General features: G+C 54.7%; 17 protein-coding genes. 6 read left to right on the top strand and 11 right to left on the bottom strand.

The window, feature by feature from the left end:
- Positions 1 to 135 precede the first annotated feature (135 nt).
- Both lipA and R5L00_RS03195 read left to right on the top strand, forming a co-directional pair.
- On the top strand, positions 136 to 1,080 hold the full coding sequence (gene lipA, locus R5L00_RS03200; RefSeq protein ID WP_107692297.1) for a lipoyl synthase: 945 nt from the start codon (positions 136 to 138) through the stop codon (positions 1,078 to 1,080).
- A 79-nt stretch (positions 1,081 to 1,159) separates the two neighbouring features.
- Complete coding sequence (locus R5L00_RS03195; protein WP_317653336.1) at positions 1,160 to 1,840, top strand: DUF4197 domain-containing protein; 681 nt, start codon at positions 1,160 to 1,162, stop codon at positions 1,838 to 1,840.
- Positions 1,841 to 2,011: 171 nt separating this feature from the next.
- Here R5L00_RS03195 and R5L00_RS03190 read toward each other — a convergent pair whose 3' ends face one another.
- The 9 genes from R5L00_RS03190 to rluD form a co-directional block, all read right to left on the bottom strand.
- The gene (locus R5L00_RS03190) at positions 2,012 to 2,647 is read right to left on the bottom strand and encodes an ABC-type transport auxiliary lipoprotein family protein (RefSeq protein ID WP_317653335.1); all 636 of its coding nucleotides are present in this window, start codon (positions 2,645 to 2,647) and stop codon (positions 2,012 to 2,014) included.
- Between the two features lies 1 nt (position 2,648).
- Positions 2,649 to 3,551, bottom strand: a complete 903-nt coding sequence (locus R5L00_RS03185; RefSeq protein WP_317653334.1) for an MlaD family protein — start codon at positions 3,549 to 3,551, stop codon at positions 2,649 to 2,651.
- A 9-nt stretch (positions 3,552 to 3,560) separates the two neighbouring features.
- Positions 3,561 to 4,343: an ABC transporter ATP-binding protein gene (locus tag R5L00_RS03180; protein WP_107692301.1), complete on the bottom strand. Its 783-nt coding sequence runs from the start codon at positions 4,341 to 4,343 to the stop codon at positions 3,561 to 3,563.
- Between the two features lie 2 nt (positions 4,344 to 4,345).
- Positions 4,346 to 5,476, bottom strand: coding sequence for an ABC transporter permease (locus tag R5L00_RS03175; protein ID WP_317653333.1), 1,131 nt, complete (start codon positions 5,474 to 5,476; stop codon positions 4,346 to 4,348).
- Positions 5,477 to 6,365: 889 nt separating this feature from the next.
- Positions 6,366 to 6,848, bottom strand: coding sequence for a hypothetical protein (locus R5L00_RS03170; protein ID WP_317653332.1), 483 nt, complete (start codon positions 6,846 to 6,848; stop codon positions 6,366 to 6,368).
- Positions 6,849 to 6,965: 117 nt separating this feature from the next.
- Positions 6,966 to 8,297, bottom strand: a complete 1,332-nt coding sequence (gene rimO / locus R5L00_RS03165; protein ID WP_317653330.1) for a 30S ribosomal protein S12 methylthiotransferase RimO — start codon at positions 8,295 to 8,297, stop codon at positions 6,966 to 6,968.
- Between the two features lie 96 nt (positions 8,298 to 8,393).
- Complete coding sequence (locus R5L00_RS03160; protein ID WP_317653329.1) at positions 8,394 to 9,206, bottom strand: ZIP family metal transporter; 813 nt, start codon at positions 9,204 to 9,206, stop codon at positions 8,394 to 8,396.
- Between the two features lie 60 nt (positions 9,207 to 9,266).
- Positions 9,267 to 10,094 (bottom strand): peptidoglycan editing factor PgeF, encoded by an 828-nt coding sequence (gene pgeF / locus R5L00_RS03155; protein WP_317653328.1) that lies wholly within the window; start codon positions 10,092 to 10,094, stop codon positions 9,267 to 9,269.
- Positions 10,091 to 11,083 carry a 23S rRNA pseudouridine(1911/1915/1917) synthase RluD gene (rluD, locus tag R5L00_RS03150; protein ID WP_317653326.1) on the bottom strand — a complete coding sequence of 331 codons (993 nt, stop codon included), beginning with the start codon at positions 11,081 to 11,083 and terminating at the stop codon, positions 10,091 to 10,093. Before rluD ends, pgeF begins: the two co-directional genes overlap by 4 nt.
- Positions 11,084 to 11,138: 55 nt before the next feature.
- Between rluD and R5L00_RS03145 the strand changes: the two genes are divergently transcribed.
- Positions 11,139 to 11,939 carry an outer membrane protein assembly factor BamD gene (locus R5L00_RS03145; protein ID WP_317654100.1) on the top strand — a complete coding sequence of 267 codons (801 nt, stop codon included), beginning with the start codon at positions 11,139 to 11,141 and terminating at the stop codon, positions 11,937 to 11,939.
- Between the two features lie 43 nt (positions 11,940 to 11,982).
- On the opposite strand, the gene R5L00_RS03140 is transcribed toward R5L00_RS03145, so the two are convergent.
- Both R5L00_RS03140 and R5L00_RS03135 read right to left on the bottom strand, forming a co-directional pair.
- The gene (locus tag R5L00_RS03140; protein WP_317653324.1) at positions 11,983 to 12,471 is read right to left on the bottom strand and encodes a universal stress protein; all 489 of its coding nucleotides are present in this window, start codon (positions 12,469 to 12,471) and stop codon (positions 11,983 to 11,985) included.
- On the bottom strand, positions 12,468 to 13,196 hold the full coding sequence (locus R5L00_RS03135; protein ID WP_317653322.1) for an arylesterase: 729 nt from the start codon (positions 13,194 to 13,196) through the stop codon (positions 12,468 to 12,470). Before R5L00_RS03135 ends, R5L00_RS03140 begins: the two co-directional genes overlap by 4 nt.
- Here R5L00_RS03135 and R5L00_RS03130 point away from each other — a divergent pair.
- From R5L00_RS03130 to R5L00_RS03120, 3 genes are all read left to right on the top strand, one after another.
- Complete coding sequence (locus R5L00_RS03130) at positions 13,195 to 13,881, top strand: ABC transporter ATP-binding protein (protein ID WP_107692309.1); 687 nt, start codon at positions 13,195 to 13,197, stop codon at positions 13,879 to 13,881. The genes R5L00_RS03135 and R5L00_RS03130 overlap by 2 nt on opposite strands.
- 31 nt (positions 13,882 to 13,912) lie before the next feature.
- Positions 13,913 to 15,094 carry an efflux RND transporter periplasmic adaptor subunit gene (locus R5L00_RS03125; RefSeq protein ID WP_317653321.1) on the top strand — a complete coding sequence of 394 codons (1,182 nt, stop codon included), beginning with the start codon at positions 13,913 to 13,915 and terminating at the stop codon, positions 15,092 to 15,094.
- Between the two features lie 73 nt (positions 15,095 to 15,167).
- Entirely contained in the window at positions 15,168 to 18,275 is a 3,108-nt protein-coding gene (locus R5L00_RS03120) for an efflux RND transporter permease subunit (RefSeq protein WP_317653320.1), read from the top strand.
- Positions 18,276 to 18,341 lie beyond the last annotated feature (66 nt).

Here is an 18,341-nt window from a genome sequence, read left to right as displayed (position 1 = left end):
TGGCGTGAGTGCAGCCGTTTCTGGTTTCAACAAACAGGATCTATCGGTTATTGTTATACGACGCAGCAGATTCCCGACTAATTATGAGTTTATGATTTCACATTTCAATCAGTTTGAGAATAAGACGCACTTTTCATGACAACCCCCACACGCGAGAAAGGCGCGGCTAAAACCGCGCGTAACCCAGTAAAAATTGTGCCGCAGTCACCAGCAGAAGTACTGCGTAAACCCTCATGGATCAGGGTCCGCTCATCGAACAGCCAGGAGTTTTATGAAGTCAAAAGGATACTCCGGGAACAGAAACTTCACACGGTCTGCGAAGAAGCGTCCTGTCCAAACATAGGCGAGTGCTTTGGCAAAGGCACCGCCACTTTTATGATTCTGGGCGACCTCTGCACCCGAAGATGCCCGTTTTGCGATGTGGCACACGGCCGGCCGTCGGCGCCGGATGCTCACGAGCCTCTGCATCTGGCGCAATCCATTGCTGCCATGAAATTAAAATATGTCGTCATCACCAGCGTTGACCGCGACGATCTCCGCGATGGCGGCGCCCAGCATTTCGTGGATTGCATTCGCGAAGTCCGGGCTCATTCCCCAAAAACAAAAATAGAAATTCTGGTGCCGGATTTTCGAGGCAGACTCGAAATTGCGTTGGAGAAATTATTTGCAGGTCCGCCGGATGTGCTGAACCATAATCTGGAAACCGTCCCGCGGCTTTACAGGCAATGCCGGCCGGGGGCTGATTACGCACATTCGCTCCGGTTGCTGAAAGACTTCAAGTCGCATTTTCCGGATATTCCGACCAAATCAGGCTTAATGCTGGGTTTAGGCGAAACCGATGAGGAAATTCTCGAAGTGATGTTCGATCTGCGCAAAAATGATGTCGAAATGCTCACCATCGGGCAGTATCTTCAACCTAGCAACGGGCATTTGCCGGTCATGCGTTATGTAACGCCGGAAGCATTTAAGGAGTTCGAACGTGCGGCGGTCGAGATGGGTTTCAGCAACGCCGCCTGTGGGCCAATGGTGCGTTCCAGCTACCATGCCGATCAGCAAGCGCATGAGGCGGGGATCAGATAGCCGCTGAATGAAATGGCCATAGCGGAAACGCGGAGGATCTTTACGCTATTTAGTAATAACTAAAAGGGGAAGTGCCTTCATGCGTACCATTACTGTTTTTATTGTCTGGTTTTGGGCTTCATTCGCCGCGTTTGCGGCGGAAACCGATACTCTTACGCCTGAAGATACGACCGGCGCTTTAACACTGGCACTTGCTCAAAGTGTTGACGCAGCTGTGGACAGGCTGGGCGTAACGAATGGGTTTCTCGATAATCCCAAGGTAAAAATCACGCTTCCCGGATCGCTGCAGAAGGCAGAAGGATTGATGCGCAGCTTGGGCATAAGCAAGCACGCGGATAATTTGATCCTGGCGATGAACCGAGCCGCGGAAACGGCCACGGCTGAAGCAAAACCCATCCTGCTGGACGCCATGCAGAATATGTCATTGGATAATGCCAAGGACATTCTTACAGGCGGGGATGATTCCGCGACGCAGTATTTTCGCAATACCTCCGGCGAGGCACTGTCCCAACAATTTTTACCGATCGTGAAAAATGCCACGGATCAAGTCGGTTTGCTCAAGAGATATAATGAATTTGCAGGCAAGGGCGCAAAATTTGGTCTGGTACCGGAAAAACATGCCAACATTGAAAACTATGTAACCCAAAAAACGCTTGATGGCATCTTTCTTATAATGGCAGAGGAAGAACGCGCCATCCGCGGTGATCCCATGGGCCAAGGCAACAAGCTGTTGCAGAAAGTGTTTGGAACCGTGAAGTAGCCGGCAATTGAGCGAACTGCTTGTATTTCGAGCACAACATGCGGTTTTCCGGGGTCGTTTAGGCAAGAGCGGCAGGCGGGCCTGGCATTTCTCCTGGCGTTCCCACGCTGTTGCGAAGTAGTCGCAAGACGTTATTTATGGTTGAGTAATGCCGAAGCTCACCGCTGACCATTATCCGGGTCCGTCTTTTTCCTTTATTTCCTCGGCGAGCCAGCCGATCAGCTCTGCAATCAATTTGTCGCTCGAATCGGTCAAGCTGCGTACAGCTCCTTTTGCATTTGGAGAAGGCGCGGGTTGCTCGCCGCTGAAACTACGTTGCGCGATTACCGAACGGGTCGCGCGATCGATAAGGCTGGCGCGAAATCTCACCACCACGCGGCTTTGATCAGGGGTGTCGAATACTTGTGTGAATTCTCCAAGCTCGATACGCAGAATGTGATCTGTTCGAGCGCCATCAGCGGTGCTTACAACTCCACCGTCGCTGATGACGGCAAGGAGGTTTCTGATCCGTTGCGTCAGCAGGGTCGCGGGCGAGGCAGCCCAGCGGTGACTGGCGTAGGCATGGGACTGCGCAAGGTCGTCATATGCCAGGCGGTACTGGATGGCGGTATTGTCCAGCCAGGCCGGAGCCGTGACTTCCGCCACCAACAAGCTGGCCGGAAGCCGTAAACGCTCAGGCGTATCGGCGCTATTAACCCCAACCGATAAGCGTTGCGACCCGAAATCATATATGGCTACTGGCGCCACGGTCCGCGGTCCGGCACATCCCATCACCGTAATGGATGCAACAATCAGAAATTTTTTCATTTTATTTATTTCCCGGTGGCACAAATCCGTCTTCTCCGGGCCCGGGTGGTGGCGGAGATCTTCCAAACAGCAGACTGCGGGGCTGCTCTTCCAGTTGCAGAAGAACCCGGTCCACGCTCCTGGAATTGCGCGCAATACCCTCGGTGACCTCGCGTAATTTCTGCATTGTCTCGGTAAGTTCGCCAGCGGTCTGCGACAGGCTGTCGACTGCCCCTCCCTGGTTTATCCGGGTCGTCATCTGGTTAAGGTCGACTATCAGCTGGTCGGTATGCCTGAGGAGGGAACTCGCATCCGCAGCCAGGCCAGGTAGCCTTTTGAGTCCGGGCTCCAGTTGACCTACAACGCCGCGTAAACGGCTGGTGACGCCTTCCGTATTCTCCAGTATGTGTGCGAATCGTTCCCGGTTCTGGTCGTCAAGAAGAAGATTCAATCGCTCCATCAGCACATTGGCATTTCCTAGCAACCGCTGCCCCGAATTGGTGATGCTATCAAGCGCGGAGGGGCGCAAGGGGATACGGGCGGGGTCGTCCGAGTCGGTTTGCAATCTTTCGGCTTCTCCCCCTTCGTCGTTCAATTGCACAAACGCAAGCCCTGTCAATCCCTGGTAACCCAGCTGCGCATAAGCATTTTTAGTCAACGGCAAGCTGCGGTCAACAGCTATCCGGATGAGAATCGTGTGGGAATCCTTGGGATCCAGCTGGATATTCTCTACTTTGCCCACGCTCACGCCACGGTAACGCACCATGGCCTGGGGATTAAGCCCGGTAACGGGAGAATCCGACACCAGCAGGTATTTGTCGCGGGCTGCGGTGCCGCCGGTAAACCACATGGCCGCGACCGCTGCGGCTGCGGCCAGAAAAATTACGAATAAACCCGCGGCAAGGGCATGGGCACGGTTTTCCATAATTATCCCCTATAAAGTATCGACATTTTTTCCCAATATCCGGTTGCCGCGCTCGCCGAGGAAAAAGTTTGTGATAAAGGGATGGTTTTTTTTTATCACTTCCCTCAAGGAGCCTAGCGCCACAATATGCTGATCGGCCAACACCGCTATACGGTCCGCCAAAGCCACCAGCGTATCCAGGTCATGCGTTGCCATGACAATGGTTAGCGTTGTTTCGCGACGAATTGTCTGGATCAGCTTAACGAACGCATCGCTGAGCTCGGGATCAAGCCCAGCGGTGGGTTCGTCCAGAAACAGAAGTTCGGGGTCCAACGCCATCGCGCGTGCCAGGGCGATGCGTTTGATCATTCCTCCCGAAAGCTCAGCGGGCATTTTGTTTACGTGCTTTGATTCGATTTCCACCATTTTGAGCTTGATCATCACCAAATGACGTATCAGGTCCTCATCCAATGTACGTAGCTCACGCATTGGCAGGGCGATGTTGTCATATACCGACAGCGCGCTGAACAACGCGCCTTTTTGAAACAACACCCCGCAGCGGGTGCGAATCTCCTGCAACTCTTTAGGGTTGTGGCTGCGCAAGGGAAGGCCGCAAATCCGAACCTCTCCCGCTACCGGAGCGTCCAGGCCGAGCATTTGCCGCATCAACACTGTTTTGCCGCTACCCGAGCCGCCTACCAGCCCCAGTACTTCCCCGTGACGCACACACAGATTGACGTCTTCATGTACGACATGGCTGCCGAAACGGGTATGTAATCCCTTGACTTCTACAATGCACTCTTCCGCGGCCATGCTTACCTTAATCCGACATTGGAAAAAACGACGGCAAAAATAGCGTCGATGACAATGACGACGGTAATCGAGGTTACGACAGAGTTAGTCGTGCCTTCCCCCAGGCTCTCTGTGTTCGACTTGATTCTCAGCCCGAAATGACAGGAAATAAGCGCGATCACCATTCCGCACACTACGCCCTTACCCAAACCCAGCCATAAATTGGCTACTGGTACGACATCTGCGAGTTTGCTGAGAAAAAACTGGTGGCCGAGCCCTAGTTGAATCTCGGCCACAACCATCCCCCCAATCAGGGCAATGGCGCTGGTCCATAACACTACCAGGGGCATAGCGATACCGAGTGCCAGCACTTTCGGCAATACCAGTCGAAGACTGTGGGGGATGCCCATCACCGTCAGTGCGTCCAGTTCCTCTGTTACCCTCATTACGCCCAGTTGAGCGGTCATTGACGAACCGGAACGCCCCGCGACAAGTATGGCTGCAAGCATCGGGCCGAGTTCGCGAATAATGGCTACGCCAAGAATATTAATTATGAATATGTCTGCGCCGAAGGTCTGTAATTGTCGGGATGAAAGATAACTCAGCACAACGCCGATAAGAAATCCCACGAGTGCAGTAATACCCAGTGCCTGCGCCCCGGTCCGATATAGATTGGCGGAAATTTCGCGCCATGGAATACGTGCCGGATGCCGGGCCAAATACAATGAATCCAGCAGCAACTGGCCGGACAAAATCAGCACGCCGGTCACATGTTCCCACAGCAGAAAAGCGCCTTTCCCGAGAACCGTAATTGGCCACAGCAAATCGGGGCGAGGCGGCAGCGGCGGAGGCGGCGTCTGAACGCGACGAAGCAGCCTTTCCTGCTCCGGGCGCAGCAGCAAGAGAGGGGGACGGCGTTCGCCCCATGCGCGCCACAGCAGTACGGCCCCCGCGTCATCTATTTGCGTTATTTCGGTTAGATCCCACTCCAGCGCCGGATCGGCTGCATATCCGGCAAGTTCGGCAGATAACGATTGCATGCGCCCTGCGAGGGCAGCCAACGTGCATCGTCCCGAAAGTACCAGGCGAGGCTTACCATCGCGGCCTGCTTTGCGGCGCAATACCATCAACTTGCCGTCCTGATCCCCCTGCATGCGTCCGCTATCCTTAGGCAACGCTCGGGCTACGGTAACCGCGGTTTTCAGCGATTGCTACATCAGTCGAATACCACAAACGGATAGTTAGCATAATTTAATCAGCGATGAATTTTGATGTGGGTTTAACGGGTTACTGTCAGGCAACTCCGCTAGTAGAACCCATACGAGCTTTCGAGGTCAAGCATGGAATTCAACGCTGGTGACAAGCGAAGGGACCGCTTCTGTCGACCACACCATAACACGGGCAGATGCGCGCCGACCGGGCCCAAGGCAGTTTATATAATGCAAAAAGAGTCGTAGCCTCTCCACTGACGGAAATTTTTACAAACGTAGACGAGTCTTTCTAAAAGTGGCTTCAAGTGCCTATTTTTAAGAGTATTTAAACACAGGCATGAAGTTTGCTTATTGTTTGCTTGGCATTGCGCGGGGCGGGCTTTGAGCCAACAGGGGCTGGATGAGGTCAAACTGGTGTGAGACCGCCTAGTTTTTCCTGAGATTCGGGATAAATATCATCGTCGAGAAGTGGAAGTGGAAGTGGAAGTGGAAGTGGAAGTGGAAGTGGAAGTGGAAGTGGCAGGGGCAGGGGCAGGGGCAGGGAAGAACAATAACAATAACGAAACAATAATAACAATTGAATAATCAGGGCCGGGATATATTTCGATATGTTCCAGCTCTGATTTTTTTTGCCTGTAGCACTACTGAGCCACTATTCGCCCCACCGCTCATACAGCGATACAATGTGAGCCCTGCCACCATTGCGGACCGAATTTGACTGGCACATCCATCACTTCTTCGAAACGTTGTTATCGCTGGCCGCGCTTGACTTCACCGGTCGAACGCCTGCGCGCCCCGAATAAAACGCCAAGGAGCAATGTGCGCCGAAATCCTAATGCGAATGGTGGTGACGCTGTTGCAACGGCGGCGTTTCGGCCGCTGCGGCATCCTCATTGATGCGGATCTGGTAACTGGCGTGGCATGAATCGCATTTTTTCATAGCCTCACTGAGTTGTCGTAGCGTATGCCTGGGATCCTTGATTGATTGCGCATCAAGCGAGATGTTATCGAAATCCTTGTGGACTGACATGCCGAGCCGCATGAACGCCTCTGGTAACACTGACCTGAGGTGGTTTTCGCCTTTACCTGCCATGCCAAGGCCGAGCGCACGCGCCTCCCGCGCTACCGTAGCCATCTCATCTCGGGAGAGCGCATCCAGAATGTTTCGCGTTCCTGCGAGGAGAGCCCTCATTTCCGAAAGTATATGGTCGCGCTGATGCTCGGAAAGTGGAACGATTTGACGCTTATCAACGTCGTTCGCCACCGCAGCCACTGTGAAAAAGAAAAAGAACAGCCCGATACCGAGGTTTTTCAACTTTAACCCCCAAATTGAGTTAAATTCATTGATGATCTGTCGATTCGACCTTTTCAAACTAGCTTAAACGCAAGCCCTTATGATGCGCACCGCATCAGCTATCCGCTAGTCTTGTTGTTACGTCGCTCTGGCATGTAGATCATGCTCGTCAGAGCCGGTAATTTCCACTTCCATGAGTTGCCCGGGTTTTGCCTTTTTCGCGTTCGCGACGTAAACGAGACCATCGATTTCGGGGGCATCAGCGGCGCTCCGGGCGATCACCCGGTTGCCATGCACGTCGTCCACCAGCACGGTCGTATGTTTGCCAATCTTGCTTACAAGTTTCATGGCGCTGATTCTTTCCTGCATGATCATGAAACGTGCTCGACGCTCCTGTTTTATCTCTTCTGGAACCTCGCCGGGAAAACTATTGGCTGCCGCGCCACTCACCGGGGAGTAGGCGAAGCACCCGACGCGATCCAGTTCCGCCTCCTGGAGGAATTCCAGGAGTTGCTCAAAATCGGCGTCAGTCTCGCCCGGAAAACCGACAATAAACGTGCTGCGCACCGTGATGTCAGGGCATATTTCCCGCCAGCGTCTGATTCCAGCCAGATTGTTTTCAGAGCTCGCCGGCCGCTTCATGGCTTTGAGAATTCGCGGGCTCGCGTGCTGAAACGGTACATCAAGATACGGCAGAATTTTACCCTCGGCCATTAGCGGGATAACTTCATCTACATGCGGGTAAGGGTAAACATAATGTAAACGCACCCATACCCCAAGCTCCCCCAATGCACGGGCGAGCTCGGTCATGCGTGTTTTCAGCGGCCTGCCTTGCCAGAATCCCGTGCGATATTTTACGTCTGCGCCATAAGCGCTCGTGTCTTGCGAAATGATCAACAACTCCTTCACGCCGGCGTTCACCAGATTTTCAGCCTCCTGCATCACCTGATTGATGGGGCGGCTGACCAAATCACCACGCATCGAAGGGATGATGCAGAAGGTGCAGCGGTGATTGCAGCCTTCGGAGATTTTGACATATGCATAGTGTCGGGGTGTGAGCCGTATTCCCTGGGGTGGCACAAGGCTGGTGAAAGGATCATGCGGCTGCGGCAAGTGCATATGCACTGCCGCCATAACTTCCGGCAGCGCCTGCGGCCCGGTCACCGCCAGCACCTGGGGATGCGCCTGCCTGATCACCTCGCCACCTTCTTTTGCGCCGAGGCAACCGGTGACAATTACTTTGCCGTTTTCAGCCAGCGCCTCACCGATGGCATCCAGTGATTCCTCTACCGCGCTGTCGATGAAACCGCAGGTGTTGACAACGACGAGATCGGCATCTTCATAAGTGGATGAGGTTTCGTATCCCTCGGCGCGCAATTGCGTGAGAATTTGTTCGGAGTCCACCAGGGCTTTGGGGCATCCGAGTGAGACAAATCCTATTTTTGGAGCGGGTTGCTTAGAAGATTGCATAAAGAATGAGCTGGGATGAAATGAAGTTCCGGATGAAATTCAGGATTCAGCTTTTTTCATCTGGAGGGGCCTACCGGGTGAAGCTCGGTTCCCCATCTATGCGGGATGATGACTAAAGAGGCTTCCCGCCAGCCAGATGGAGCTGATGCCTAGCGTGATGAGTGCGACCTGCTGAATGGTGGCACCTATTTCCGGCCGCTTATGCAACCCCGGAATCAGATCGGACATCGCTACATAGATCATGCTTGCTGCGGCGAGCCCCAGCAGCGAGGGGATGAGGTGATTCATGTCCTGCAACATAAAATACGCTGCCAGGCCGCCAATCAGCGTGGCCCCGCTGGACAACAGGTTGAAGAGAAGCGCCTGCCGGCGAGTATAGCCGGAATTGAGCAGAATTAGAAAATCGCCGGCTTCCTGGGGAATTTCATGGGCGATAATGGCAATGGCGGTGACAATCCCGAGCTGGACATCCACCATGAACGCGGCCGCAATAAGGATACCATCAACGAAGTTGTGAAACGTATCGCCCAGCATGATCATCAGCCCGCTACGCCCGTGATCGTGCTGGCCGCCGGCTATTATTGCGGGGATCGTCGATGTACCTGGCAAGACATCATGAGCTTCACACTCCTCAACGTGGCAATGACGCCACAACACCAGCTTTTCGAGAATGAAAAACAACAGAATACCGAACAGAACCGTGCCCGTCATTTGCGCCGGACTTTTCGACAGCTCCAGCGCCTCCGGTAATGCGTTAAGAAACGCTGCTCCCAGGAGGGCTCCGATCGCGTATGAGATCAGCATCTGCACCCATGACGCCCGCGTATTTAGCGTGAGCGCCGCGGCAAATAGTACGCTGAGCGTGCCGCCAAACAGGCTGGTGACGATGATCCAGGCGAGAACGGACATGTAGGGCCGTGTAGGGAAAAATGCGGGATTATACGCTCTTGCGGTGAATGACGAGCGTAATCAACTCGTCGCGCGCAATACTAGAGGATGAGTTTCGGCCACACCTTCAAATGCTGGCGTTGTTTGTGGCGCTAACCAGATTAATCCCGCCATTCGCCCCGTACTGCCGTCGCGGCGATAAGAAAAGAATCTTACCGGGTCGCTGAAAGTACAGACACCTCCACCGTAAACTTCAGTCACGCCAGCCTTCAGCAATTGCTGCCGTGCAAGCAGAAAAAGATCCGCGAACCATTTGCCCTTGCATGAGCTGTGCGGAATGAAGGCAGCGTCGGATCGCTCGTCGTTGGTAACAAACGCCTGACGTACTTCTTCTCCAACCTCGAAGTGGTTGGGTCCGATTGCCGGTCCGAGCCACGCCATCAGGGCTGCGGGAGGGGTGCCGATTGCCGACACCATATTTTCGATCGCTTTCCCGGCCAGTCCACGCCAGCCGGCATGGATCACGGCAACGATTGTCCCGGATCGGTCGCACAAGAGTATGGCAAGGCAGTCCGCGACCAGTACCGCGCAAACATTCCCCGGATGACGACTGAAGGCGGCATCGCCGATTGGTGGAGCTGAGGGCGGAGCGCCGCAATCGCGCCCCTCCACGCGGACGACGCCCGTACCGTGTACCTGCTTCAGCCAGCGGGGTTCGTTCGGCAGAAATCGCCGTAGCACGTCGCGGTTCTGTTTAACGGTCAGCGGATCGTCGCCGACGTGGTCACCCAGGTTGAAGCTGGCAAAAGGTGAGGGCGAGAGCGAACTGCCGGTACCGCCCTTACGCGTGGTAAATAGCGCCTTGACGTTGCTCGGTGCGGGCCAGTCGGGGACGATCCAGTCACTCATACTGATACCGAAGTGACCGCAAAAACACTTTTATTGCTTTGATGGCCGAGCATCAGCAACAGATTTTTCATATCGTCGGGTAACGGCGCCTCCCAGGCCATTCTAGTCCCGTGTTGAGGATGGGTTAATTCAAGCCTTTGCGCATGAAGCGCCTGCCTGGAAAAACCAGCCAGCCGGATGACGTTTTGAATGCTCCCGTCCGGTTTGCCTTTATATACGGGGTCTCCTAATAACGGGTGTCCTATCGAATGCATGTGTACACGAATCTGGTGCGTGCGTCCGGTCTCCAGACGGCATCTGAGCAGCGTGCATCCGTCTAACTTTTCCAGTACCCGATAGAAGGTGCGTGCCGGTTTTCCGTTTGCAGTGACCGCCATTTTGGTTCGCTCAACCGGATGCCGCCCCACCGGCGCATCAACGCATCCGTCCACGGAAATGGCGCCAAGAACGAGCGCCAGATAGTCACGGTTGACGGTATGTTTCTGTAGCTGCCGCACCAGGTGGGTCTGGGCTTCAAGTGTTTTTGCGACCACAAGGAGCCCGCTGGTATCCTTGTCCAGACGGTGAACGATACCCGCGCGTGGAATGCCATTCAAATCAGCCGCGTGATGCAGCAGGGCGTTCAGCATGGTGCCCTGCCAGTTCCCGCTGCCGGGATGGACCACCAGGCCAGCCGGTTTATTAACCACGATGAGCGAATCATCTTCGTAAAGGATATCGAGTGAAATGGATTCCGGCGCGTGGATGGCATCAATGGCATCCACGGGATCGACAGCGGGCCTGACCTCAACCTTTTCCCCGCTCCATACCTTTTGCTTGGGGCTGGCCTCTGCTCCGTCAACGCTTATCCGTTTTTCCCGTATCCACGTCTGCAAGCGACTGCGTGACCAATCCGGGAGCAGTCGAGCCAGAGCCTGGTCCAGGCGGGCGCCCGCGCAATCCGCGGGGATCGTGACTTCGACGATAGTTTCAACGGGTTCAGACACCATGGAGCCTTGCGGTATAATGAGAATATCTTATCTTGTCTTCAACGACGAACTCGTTATGCGACGTAGTTTAACTTTATTTCTGATATTGCTTCTGTCAGCCTGCGGTTTGCTGCCCAAGAACGTGCAGGACTCGAAGAACTGGTCGGCGAGCAAATATTATTCCGAGGCCAAAACGGAATTGAACGAAGGCAACTATGCCGGCGCGGTCAAGCTGTTCGAGCAGCTGGAGGCGCGTTATCCTTACGGGCGCTATGCGCAGCAGGCGCAACTCGAGATTGCCTATGCCTATTATAAGGATAACGAGCAAGCTTCGGCTATTGCCGCGGCGGACCGTTTTATCAAGCTGCACCCCAACCATTCGAACGTGGATTACGCTTATTACCTTAAGGGGCTTGCCAATTTCAATGACGATCTGGGGCTGATGGGGATCGTGACCGAAAAAATCCTCAATCAGGATATGAGCGAGCGCGATCCGAAAGCGTCGCGGGAGTCATTCGAAAATTTCAAGGAACTGGTTACACGTTTCCCCAAGAGCAAATACACCCCCGATGCGGTGCAACGAATGAAGCACCTGGTCAACGTCGTCGCGCTGAATGAAGTACAGGTTGCGCGCTATTACATGAAACGAGGGGGTTATATTGCGGCCGCCAATCGTGCTCAGTATGCACTGAAGGAATACCCCCAGACGCCGGCAACGGAGGAGGCGCTATTCATCATGGTAAAAGCATATGATGCACTGGGAATGACAGACTTGCGGGACGATGCGGCTCGCGTGATGCAAAGGAATTTCCCTCAGAGCCGGTTTTTGGCTGACTCGACTGGTGTGGATGCCGAACCGTGGTGGAAATTCTGGTAGTTCGGGAAGGGTCTTGTTCTTCCTGGGGCCTTCTGCTCCCACGCTAACCCGGCGCGCCCTGAGCAATTTCTGCGAGCGGTTCGTCAACCGTGGTCTCGTCCGGTAACCGGATTGCCATGACATCGCATCTGGCATGATGGAGAACGCTATTCGCGGTCGATCCCAACAGTAAGGCGAGCCCATGCCGGCCATGGGAGCCGACGATAATCAGATCGACGTTCTCCTCCTCCGCAAGCCGGACAATTTCCTGTCCGGGCACACCCCATACCATCCACCGGCAGGCAGGACTCACACCCAACTCGTCACCAACATGCTTAAACTTTAATTTTTCCGCTTCAAGGAGTTCATCGTCTGAGTTTTCCTCCAGAGAAATTTCCGTTCCGTAAGCCATGTCTGGCATCGGGATATTGTCAAGAACATGAATAATGCTCAATTTCGCGCGAAACGTTTCCGCCAGTTGTCTTGTTTTTTTAACAATGTAATTCCCCGGTTCCGAAAAATCCAGTGCAAGTAATATGTGCTCATAACTCATGGTTTTTGCCTTCCCAGATCGTGAAGTTCGAACTTGTCGCGGCTATATCCGGACTTTGCCGCTACGGGCTGGGCCGGCGCCTTGTTTGAAGAGCCTGCAAGCATTACTCTCAGCACTTTCCACACATTTTCCACGATCTTTGCTTGCGCCTGGGCGTTGGGATGTATCCCGTCCGCCTGAAAAAATTCACGCTTGTCGCCAAAGCCATCGAGAAGAAACGGTACCAGCTTGATGCCATATCGTTTCGCTAGCTGCGGATACATATCCTGAAACTTTTGCGTGTATGTTATGCCATAATTGGGTGGCAATTGCATCCCCGCCAACAGCACGGTGGCATTGTTTCGCTGGCAGGCCTCTATGATGGCTTCGAGATCGTTACGGATAGCATCGATTGAGGCGCCTCTCAATCCATCATTACCGCCGAGTTCGACAATGACGATATCCGGACGATAGGTTTTAAGCGCCTGCTCGATGCGTTTGCGCCCGCCGTGTGCCGTTTCGCCACTGACGCTATTATTGATCAGATATGCCTGTGATTGCGTTTGCAGCCGCCTCTTCAGCAGGCTAACCCATCCGGCATCCTGCGGCAGGCCATAACCAGCGGACAAGCTGTCGCCGAATACCATAATCGTAGTGGTTGCTGTCCCCGGCGCAGCGGTAGCGTGCGAGTTGACAGCGCCTAAACATGACATAAAAGAGAGAAGGATTATCAGGAATTTTTTCATGTCAGATCACGTTGAGATACGGCCTATTGTGCAGGCAATCGGACTCACCAAGCAAGTGAGTACGGGCGATGAACAGCTTACAATTCTGGACAATGTCAATCTGGAAATAAACGCGGGCGACTCCGTTGCTGTGGTGGGAGCGTCCGGCTCGGGCAAGTCAACGCTGCTAGGGCTTCTGGCAGGTTTAGATACTCCGTCGGCAGGCAAGGTTCATCTCGCCGGAGAAGATATTTTCCTGCTGGATGAAGACGCGCGCGCCGCGTTGCGCGGACGGATGCTGGGGTTCGTATTCCAGTCATTTCAGCTGCTACCGGCCTTGACTGCGATTGAGAACGTCATGCTGCCGCTGGAGCTCATCGGCGCCGGTAATGCCTACGGCGCTGCGTTGGAATTGCTTGAACGGGTTGGGCTTGGCATGCGTCTTAAGCATTATCCCCGGCAACTCTCCGGCGGGGAGCAACAGCGCGTCGCCATTGCGCGAGCGTTTGTCACTCAACCGCAATTACTGCTGGCTGATGAACCTACTGGCAATCTGGATTCCGCCACCGGTGCGCAGATCATAGAACTCATGTTCGAACTGAACCGAGAACGCGGTACTACCCTGGTTCTGGTGACTCATGACGAAGCCATTTCAAGCCGTTGTGCATGGCGGATACGGTTGGCGGGCGGACAAGTTGTCCGATAAAGGAATTGTAAACATTGGGTAAGACCGGTCAATGGAACCTATTTCTCGAACAAAATCGGGTGCGCCGATGCGGCTCCGTCTACGCTTCACCATGGGTGGCCTTCTGCTTGCCGCCGTGATCGGGGGCACTTGGGTCTGGCATAATCATAGTGCCGCCACCGATGTTGGAAAAAAAATTCCTGAGGCGATACAGGTTGTGACCACCCTGGTGGGCCGCAGCAGTGTGCCAGTCACGCTTACGGCCAACGGAACGGTATCGGCGCAACAGACGGTTGCGGTGCGGCCGCAGCTAAGTGCGATGATTCGAAGCGTGCATATCAGGGAAGGGCAATTCGTTCAGAGTGGGGAGAGGTTGTTTACGCTTGATGCCCGTACTGAGGATGCCAATCTCAGCCGCACCGAAGGGCTGTTGGCCAAGTCTCGCGCCGAGTTGAGGAATGCCGAGCGCAACTTGGAACGGCAGCGTGAATTATTTGAGCAGCATTTTATTTCGCAGGCCGCGTTGGATGTTGCCGAGAATCAGGTAGATTCGCTGCGCGCCCAACTTGCGGTTGATCAGGCTACGATGCAGGCGAACCGTATCGCCCGCGGCTTTAGTGAAATCAAAGCGCCTATCGCGGGGCGCACGGGCGCCATCGTAGTGCACCAGGGTAGCCTGGTGCAGCCGAATGATTCCCTGGTAAACATCACCCAGATCGATCCCATCAACGTCAGCTTTACATTGCCGGAACGTGAGCTTGTGCCTCTTCAACAGGCATTGGCCAAGGGCAATGTCCCCGTCGAGGTGGAACTGAATGCGGGGCAAAAACAAACACAAACCCGGAAGGGGAAGCTGACATTTATCGATAACGTGGTCGATACGGCAAGCGGCACCATTCTTCTCAAGGCAGAGTTTCCCAACTCGGATAGTCATCTCTGGCCAGGCATGTTTGTCACCGTGAGGCTCGTGCCGCGGACGGTGGAGAACGCGCTCACCGTTCCGGTGCAGGCGGTGCAAACTGGTCCGGAAAGGAAATTTCTTTATGTGGTCGGTGACAATAGCCACGTGCGTTCTCTTCCGGTCGACGTGCTCCTGATACAGGAAGGGCTTGCGGTTATAAGCGGCGAGGGCATTATGCAAGGCATGCGTGTCGTCGCGGAAGGCGCGCAGAATCTGAGGCCTGGCAGTGTCGTAACAGAGTCCAGGCCGAGTCTGGCACCAACGGCTGGATGACCGCTTCCGTGTTCCGGCATCTCCAGCATGCCCAGCATACCCACAATATCGAGCATTTCCACCGGCACGTGCAATGAACATTTCCGAATTGTGTATCCGGCGGCCAGTGATGACGTTTCTGTTATCCGCGTCGGCAGTCGTGGCCGGTGTCATCGCCTACAATGATTTACCCATCGCCGCGCTTCCGAGCTATGACGCGCCCACCATTTCCGTCACCGCCGTGTTGCCGGGTGCGAGCGCGGAAACCATGGCCTCGTCTGTAGCGACACAACTCGAGCGGCAGTTTTCCACTATTTCCGGATTGTCCGTAATCAGTTCGACGAGTACGCTCGGCAATACATCGGTCACACTGGAATTCGACCAGGACCGGGATATAGACAGCGCGTCCATAGACGTGCAAGCGGCGCTACTGCGTGCCCAGCGTGCGCTGCCGGTGGAGATGACTACACCCCCTTCCTACCGCAAGATCAACCCCGCTGATGCGCCCATCATCTTTCTTGCCTTGACCTCGCCTTCCATGTCGCTGTCGGACTTGAACAGTTATGCCGAGGATCTCATTTCGCCCACTCTGTCGACGCTGCCCGGCGTTGCCCAGGTACAGATCAACGGACAGAAAAAGTATGCCGTGCGCGTTCTGGCAAAACCTGAGGCCCTGGCAGTCCGGAATCTGACGCTGGATGATATCGCCAGCTCGCTGCGCACCGCGAACGCCAATACGCCAATCGGCACGCTAGAAGGACCACGGCAGACGCTGACCATCCAGGCCAATCGCCAGCTCAATAATGCGGCTGCGTTCGCGGACCTGATAATTGCCACGTCTGACAGCGGGAATCCGGTCAGACTGTCGGACGTGGCGCAGGTCGAGGACAGTGTGGAGTCTATCAAGACTGCAAGCTGGGTGAATGGCGAACGGGCAATCACACTTTCCGTGCAGCGCCAGCCCGGGGCCAATACCGTCGCCACGGTTGATGCGATCAAGGCAGTCATGCCGGTCCTGATCGAGCAGATGCCTTCATCTGTACAGCTCAAGTTGACTAGCGACCGTTCAATCTCGATCCGTGAGGCTATTCATGATGTCCAGGTAACGCTCGCGATAACCATTGTGCTGGTCTTGCTGGTGATTTTTCTGTTTCTGCGCAAAGCTTCCGCTACATTGATTCCCGCGCTGTCGCTCCCGATCTCGTTGCTTGGGACCGTGGCGCTGATGCGCGTCCTCGGCTACAGCCTCGACAACATTTCCTTGCTGGCGATCACGCTCGCAGTCGGGTTGGTGGTCGATGACGCGATCGTCATGCTTGAGAATATCGTGCGTCATATCGATGAAGGGCTTCCCCCTTTACAGGCTGCTCTGCAAGGATCACGAGAGGTCAGTTTTACGATTATTTCGATTTCCCTGTCTCTGGTCGCGGTCTTTATCCCGATTTTTTTCATGCCCGGTGTAATTGGACTGCTCTTTCATGAATTTGCTGCTGTGGTAGGCATCGCGGTTCTGATGTCGGCGGTGGTATCGCTAACATTGGTACCGGTAATGACGAGTCGTTACCTCCGGCCAAAGGAAACGGGACAGGAACCGGAGCGGCTCAGCCTGAAATGGACAGCATGGTTCGAGCACGGGTTTGCCCGGGTCCTGGCAGGCTACGAACGCATGCTGGACTGGGCGTTGCGCCGTAAGCGGACGGTAATGGGAATTGCGGCTGGAACCTTCGTTGCGACAGCAGTGCTGTTCGTGCTCTTGCCCAAAGGTTTTTTTCCAAACGAGGACATCGGTCAAGCATTGATAACAGTAGAAGCCGTGGAGGACATTTCCTTTCCGGCGATGGCGGAGCTGTTGCAGCGCACCGGCGACGTGATCAGGTCCAATCCCGCAGTCGACACCCTGATTGTCAACGCCACTGAAAGTAACAGCGCCCGGCTGTTCATGACTCTCAAGCCGCGTGCCGAGCGTCCCCCTCTCGATAAAATAATGGAGGACCTGCGTCGGGACGTGCGCAAAGTCCCCGGGGTAAATGTTTTCATTAATCCCATCCAGAATCTCAGGCTCGGGGGCCGCACCAGCAAGAGCCGATATCAATACGTCATGCGGAGTGTACGGGCTGAAGAGCTGCGCGGGGCTGCCGACGCGCTGATGTCGCGCATGCGCGAAGATGCCGTCTTTCGTGATGTGACAAGCGACTCGCAATTGAAAGGTCTGCAGGCGCGTTTAAATATCAATCGGGACAAAGTCAATCTTTTGGGGGTGCAAATGGCTGACATCCGTTCCGCGCTCTATAGTGCATTTGGCGAACGTCAGGTTTCTACCATCTATACTTCGAGTGACAGCTACCAGGTTATCCTCCAGGTCACGCCGGCAGATCGCACAGACGAGCGCGCGTTCGACAAAATATATTTGCGTGCGAAGAACGGAATACTGGTGCCATTGTCAAGCGTGGCATCGGTTGAACGCGAAGTGGGACCGATCGCGATCAATCACGCCGGACAGTTAGAGGCGCTGACCATCTCTTTCAATCTCGCCCCCGGGGCAGCTTTAGGTGAGGCTTCGACGCGTATCGAGCAGTTCAAGCGCGAGCTGAACTTGCCTCCGAGCATACTGACAAGTTATGCCGGGGACGCCGCGGCGTTTCAGTCATCACAGGCGAGCCAGCTGGTACTCATTGTCGCGGCGCTGCTGGTTATATACATATTGCTTGGCGTGCTGTACGAGAGCTATATACATCCGCTGACCATTCTCTCGGGGCTGCCATCGGCCGCCGCTGGAGCGTTGGCGGTGTTGTGGTTGTTCAATATGGAGCTGTCAATAATCGCGATGATCGGTATCCTGATGTTAATCGGTATTGTCAAGAAGAATGCGATCATGATGATCGATTTCGCGTTGGATGCGGAACGCAATCATGCCTTGCCGCCGCACGAGGCAATCAGGACCGCCTGCCTGCTGCGGTTCCGGCCAATCATGATGACTACGCTTGCGGCACTGATGGGTGCGCTTCCTATCGCGCTCGGCCTGGGAGCGGGTGCGGAGTTGCGCCAGCCGCTGGGCCTTGCCGTGGTAGGGGGCTTATTATTCTCCCAAGTTATCACCCTGTTTATTACGCCGGTGATCTATCTGTATCTGAACCGGTTTTCTGGTACCGGTCCCCTCAAGTTGGACGAAGACAGGGAATTGGAAAGTGTGGGAACCCGCTAAATCATGGTGAAACCTGGCGTTGATTTTCGAAATTGTTCACGACAATTCGACCCGCGGAGTTCGTAA

The organism is Nitrosospira sp. Is2 (assembly GCF_033095785.1).
Classification (GTDB): Bacteria; Pseudomonadota; Gammaproteobacteria; order Burkholderiales; family Nitrosomonadaceae; genus Nitrosospira.
This window is presented reverse-complemented; position numbering and strand designations above follow the sequence as displayed.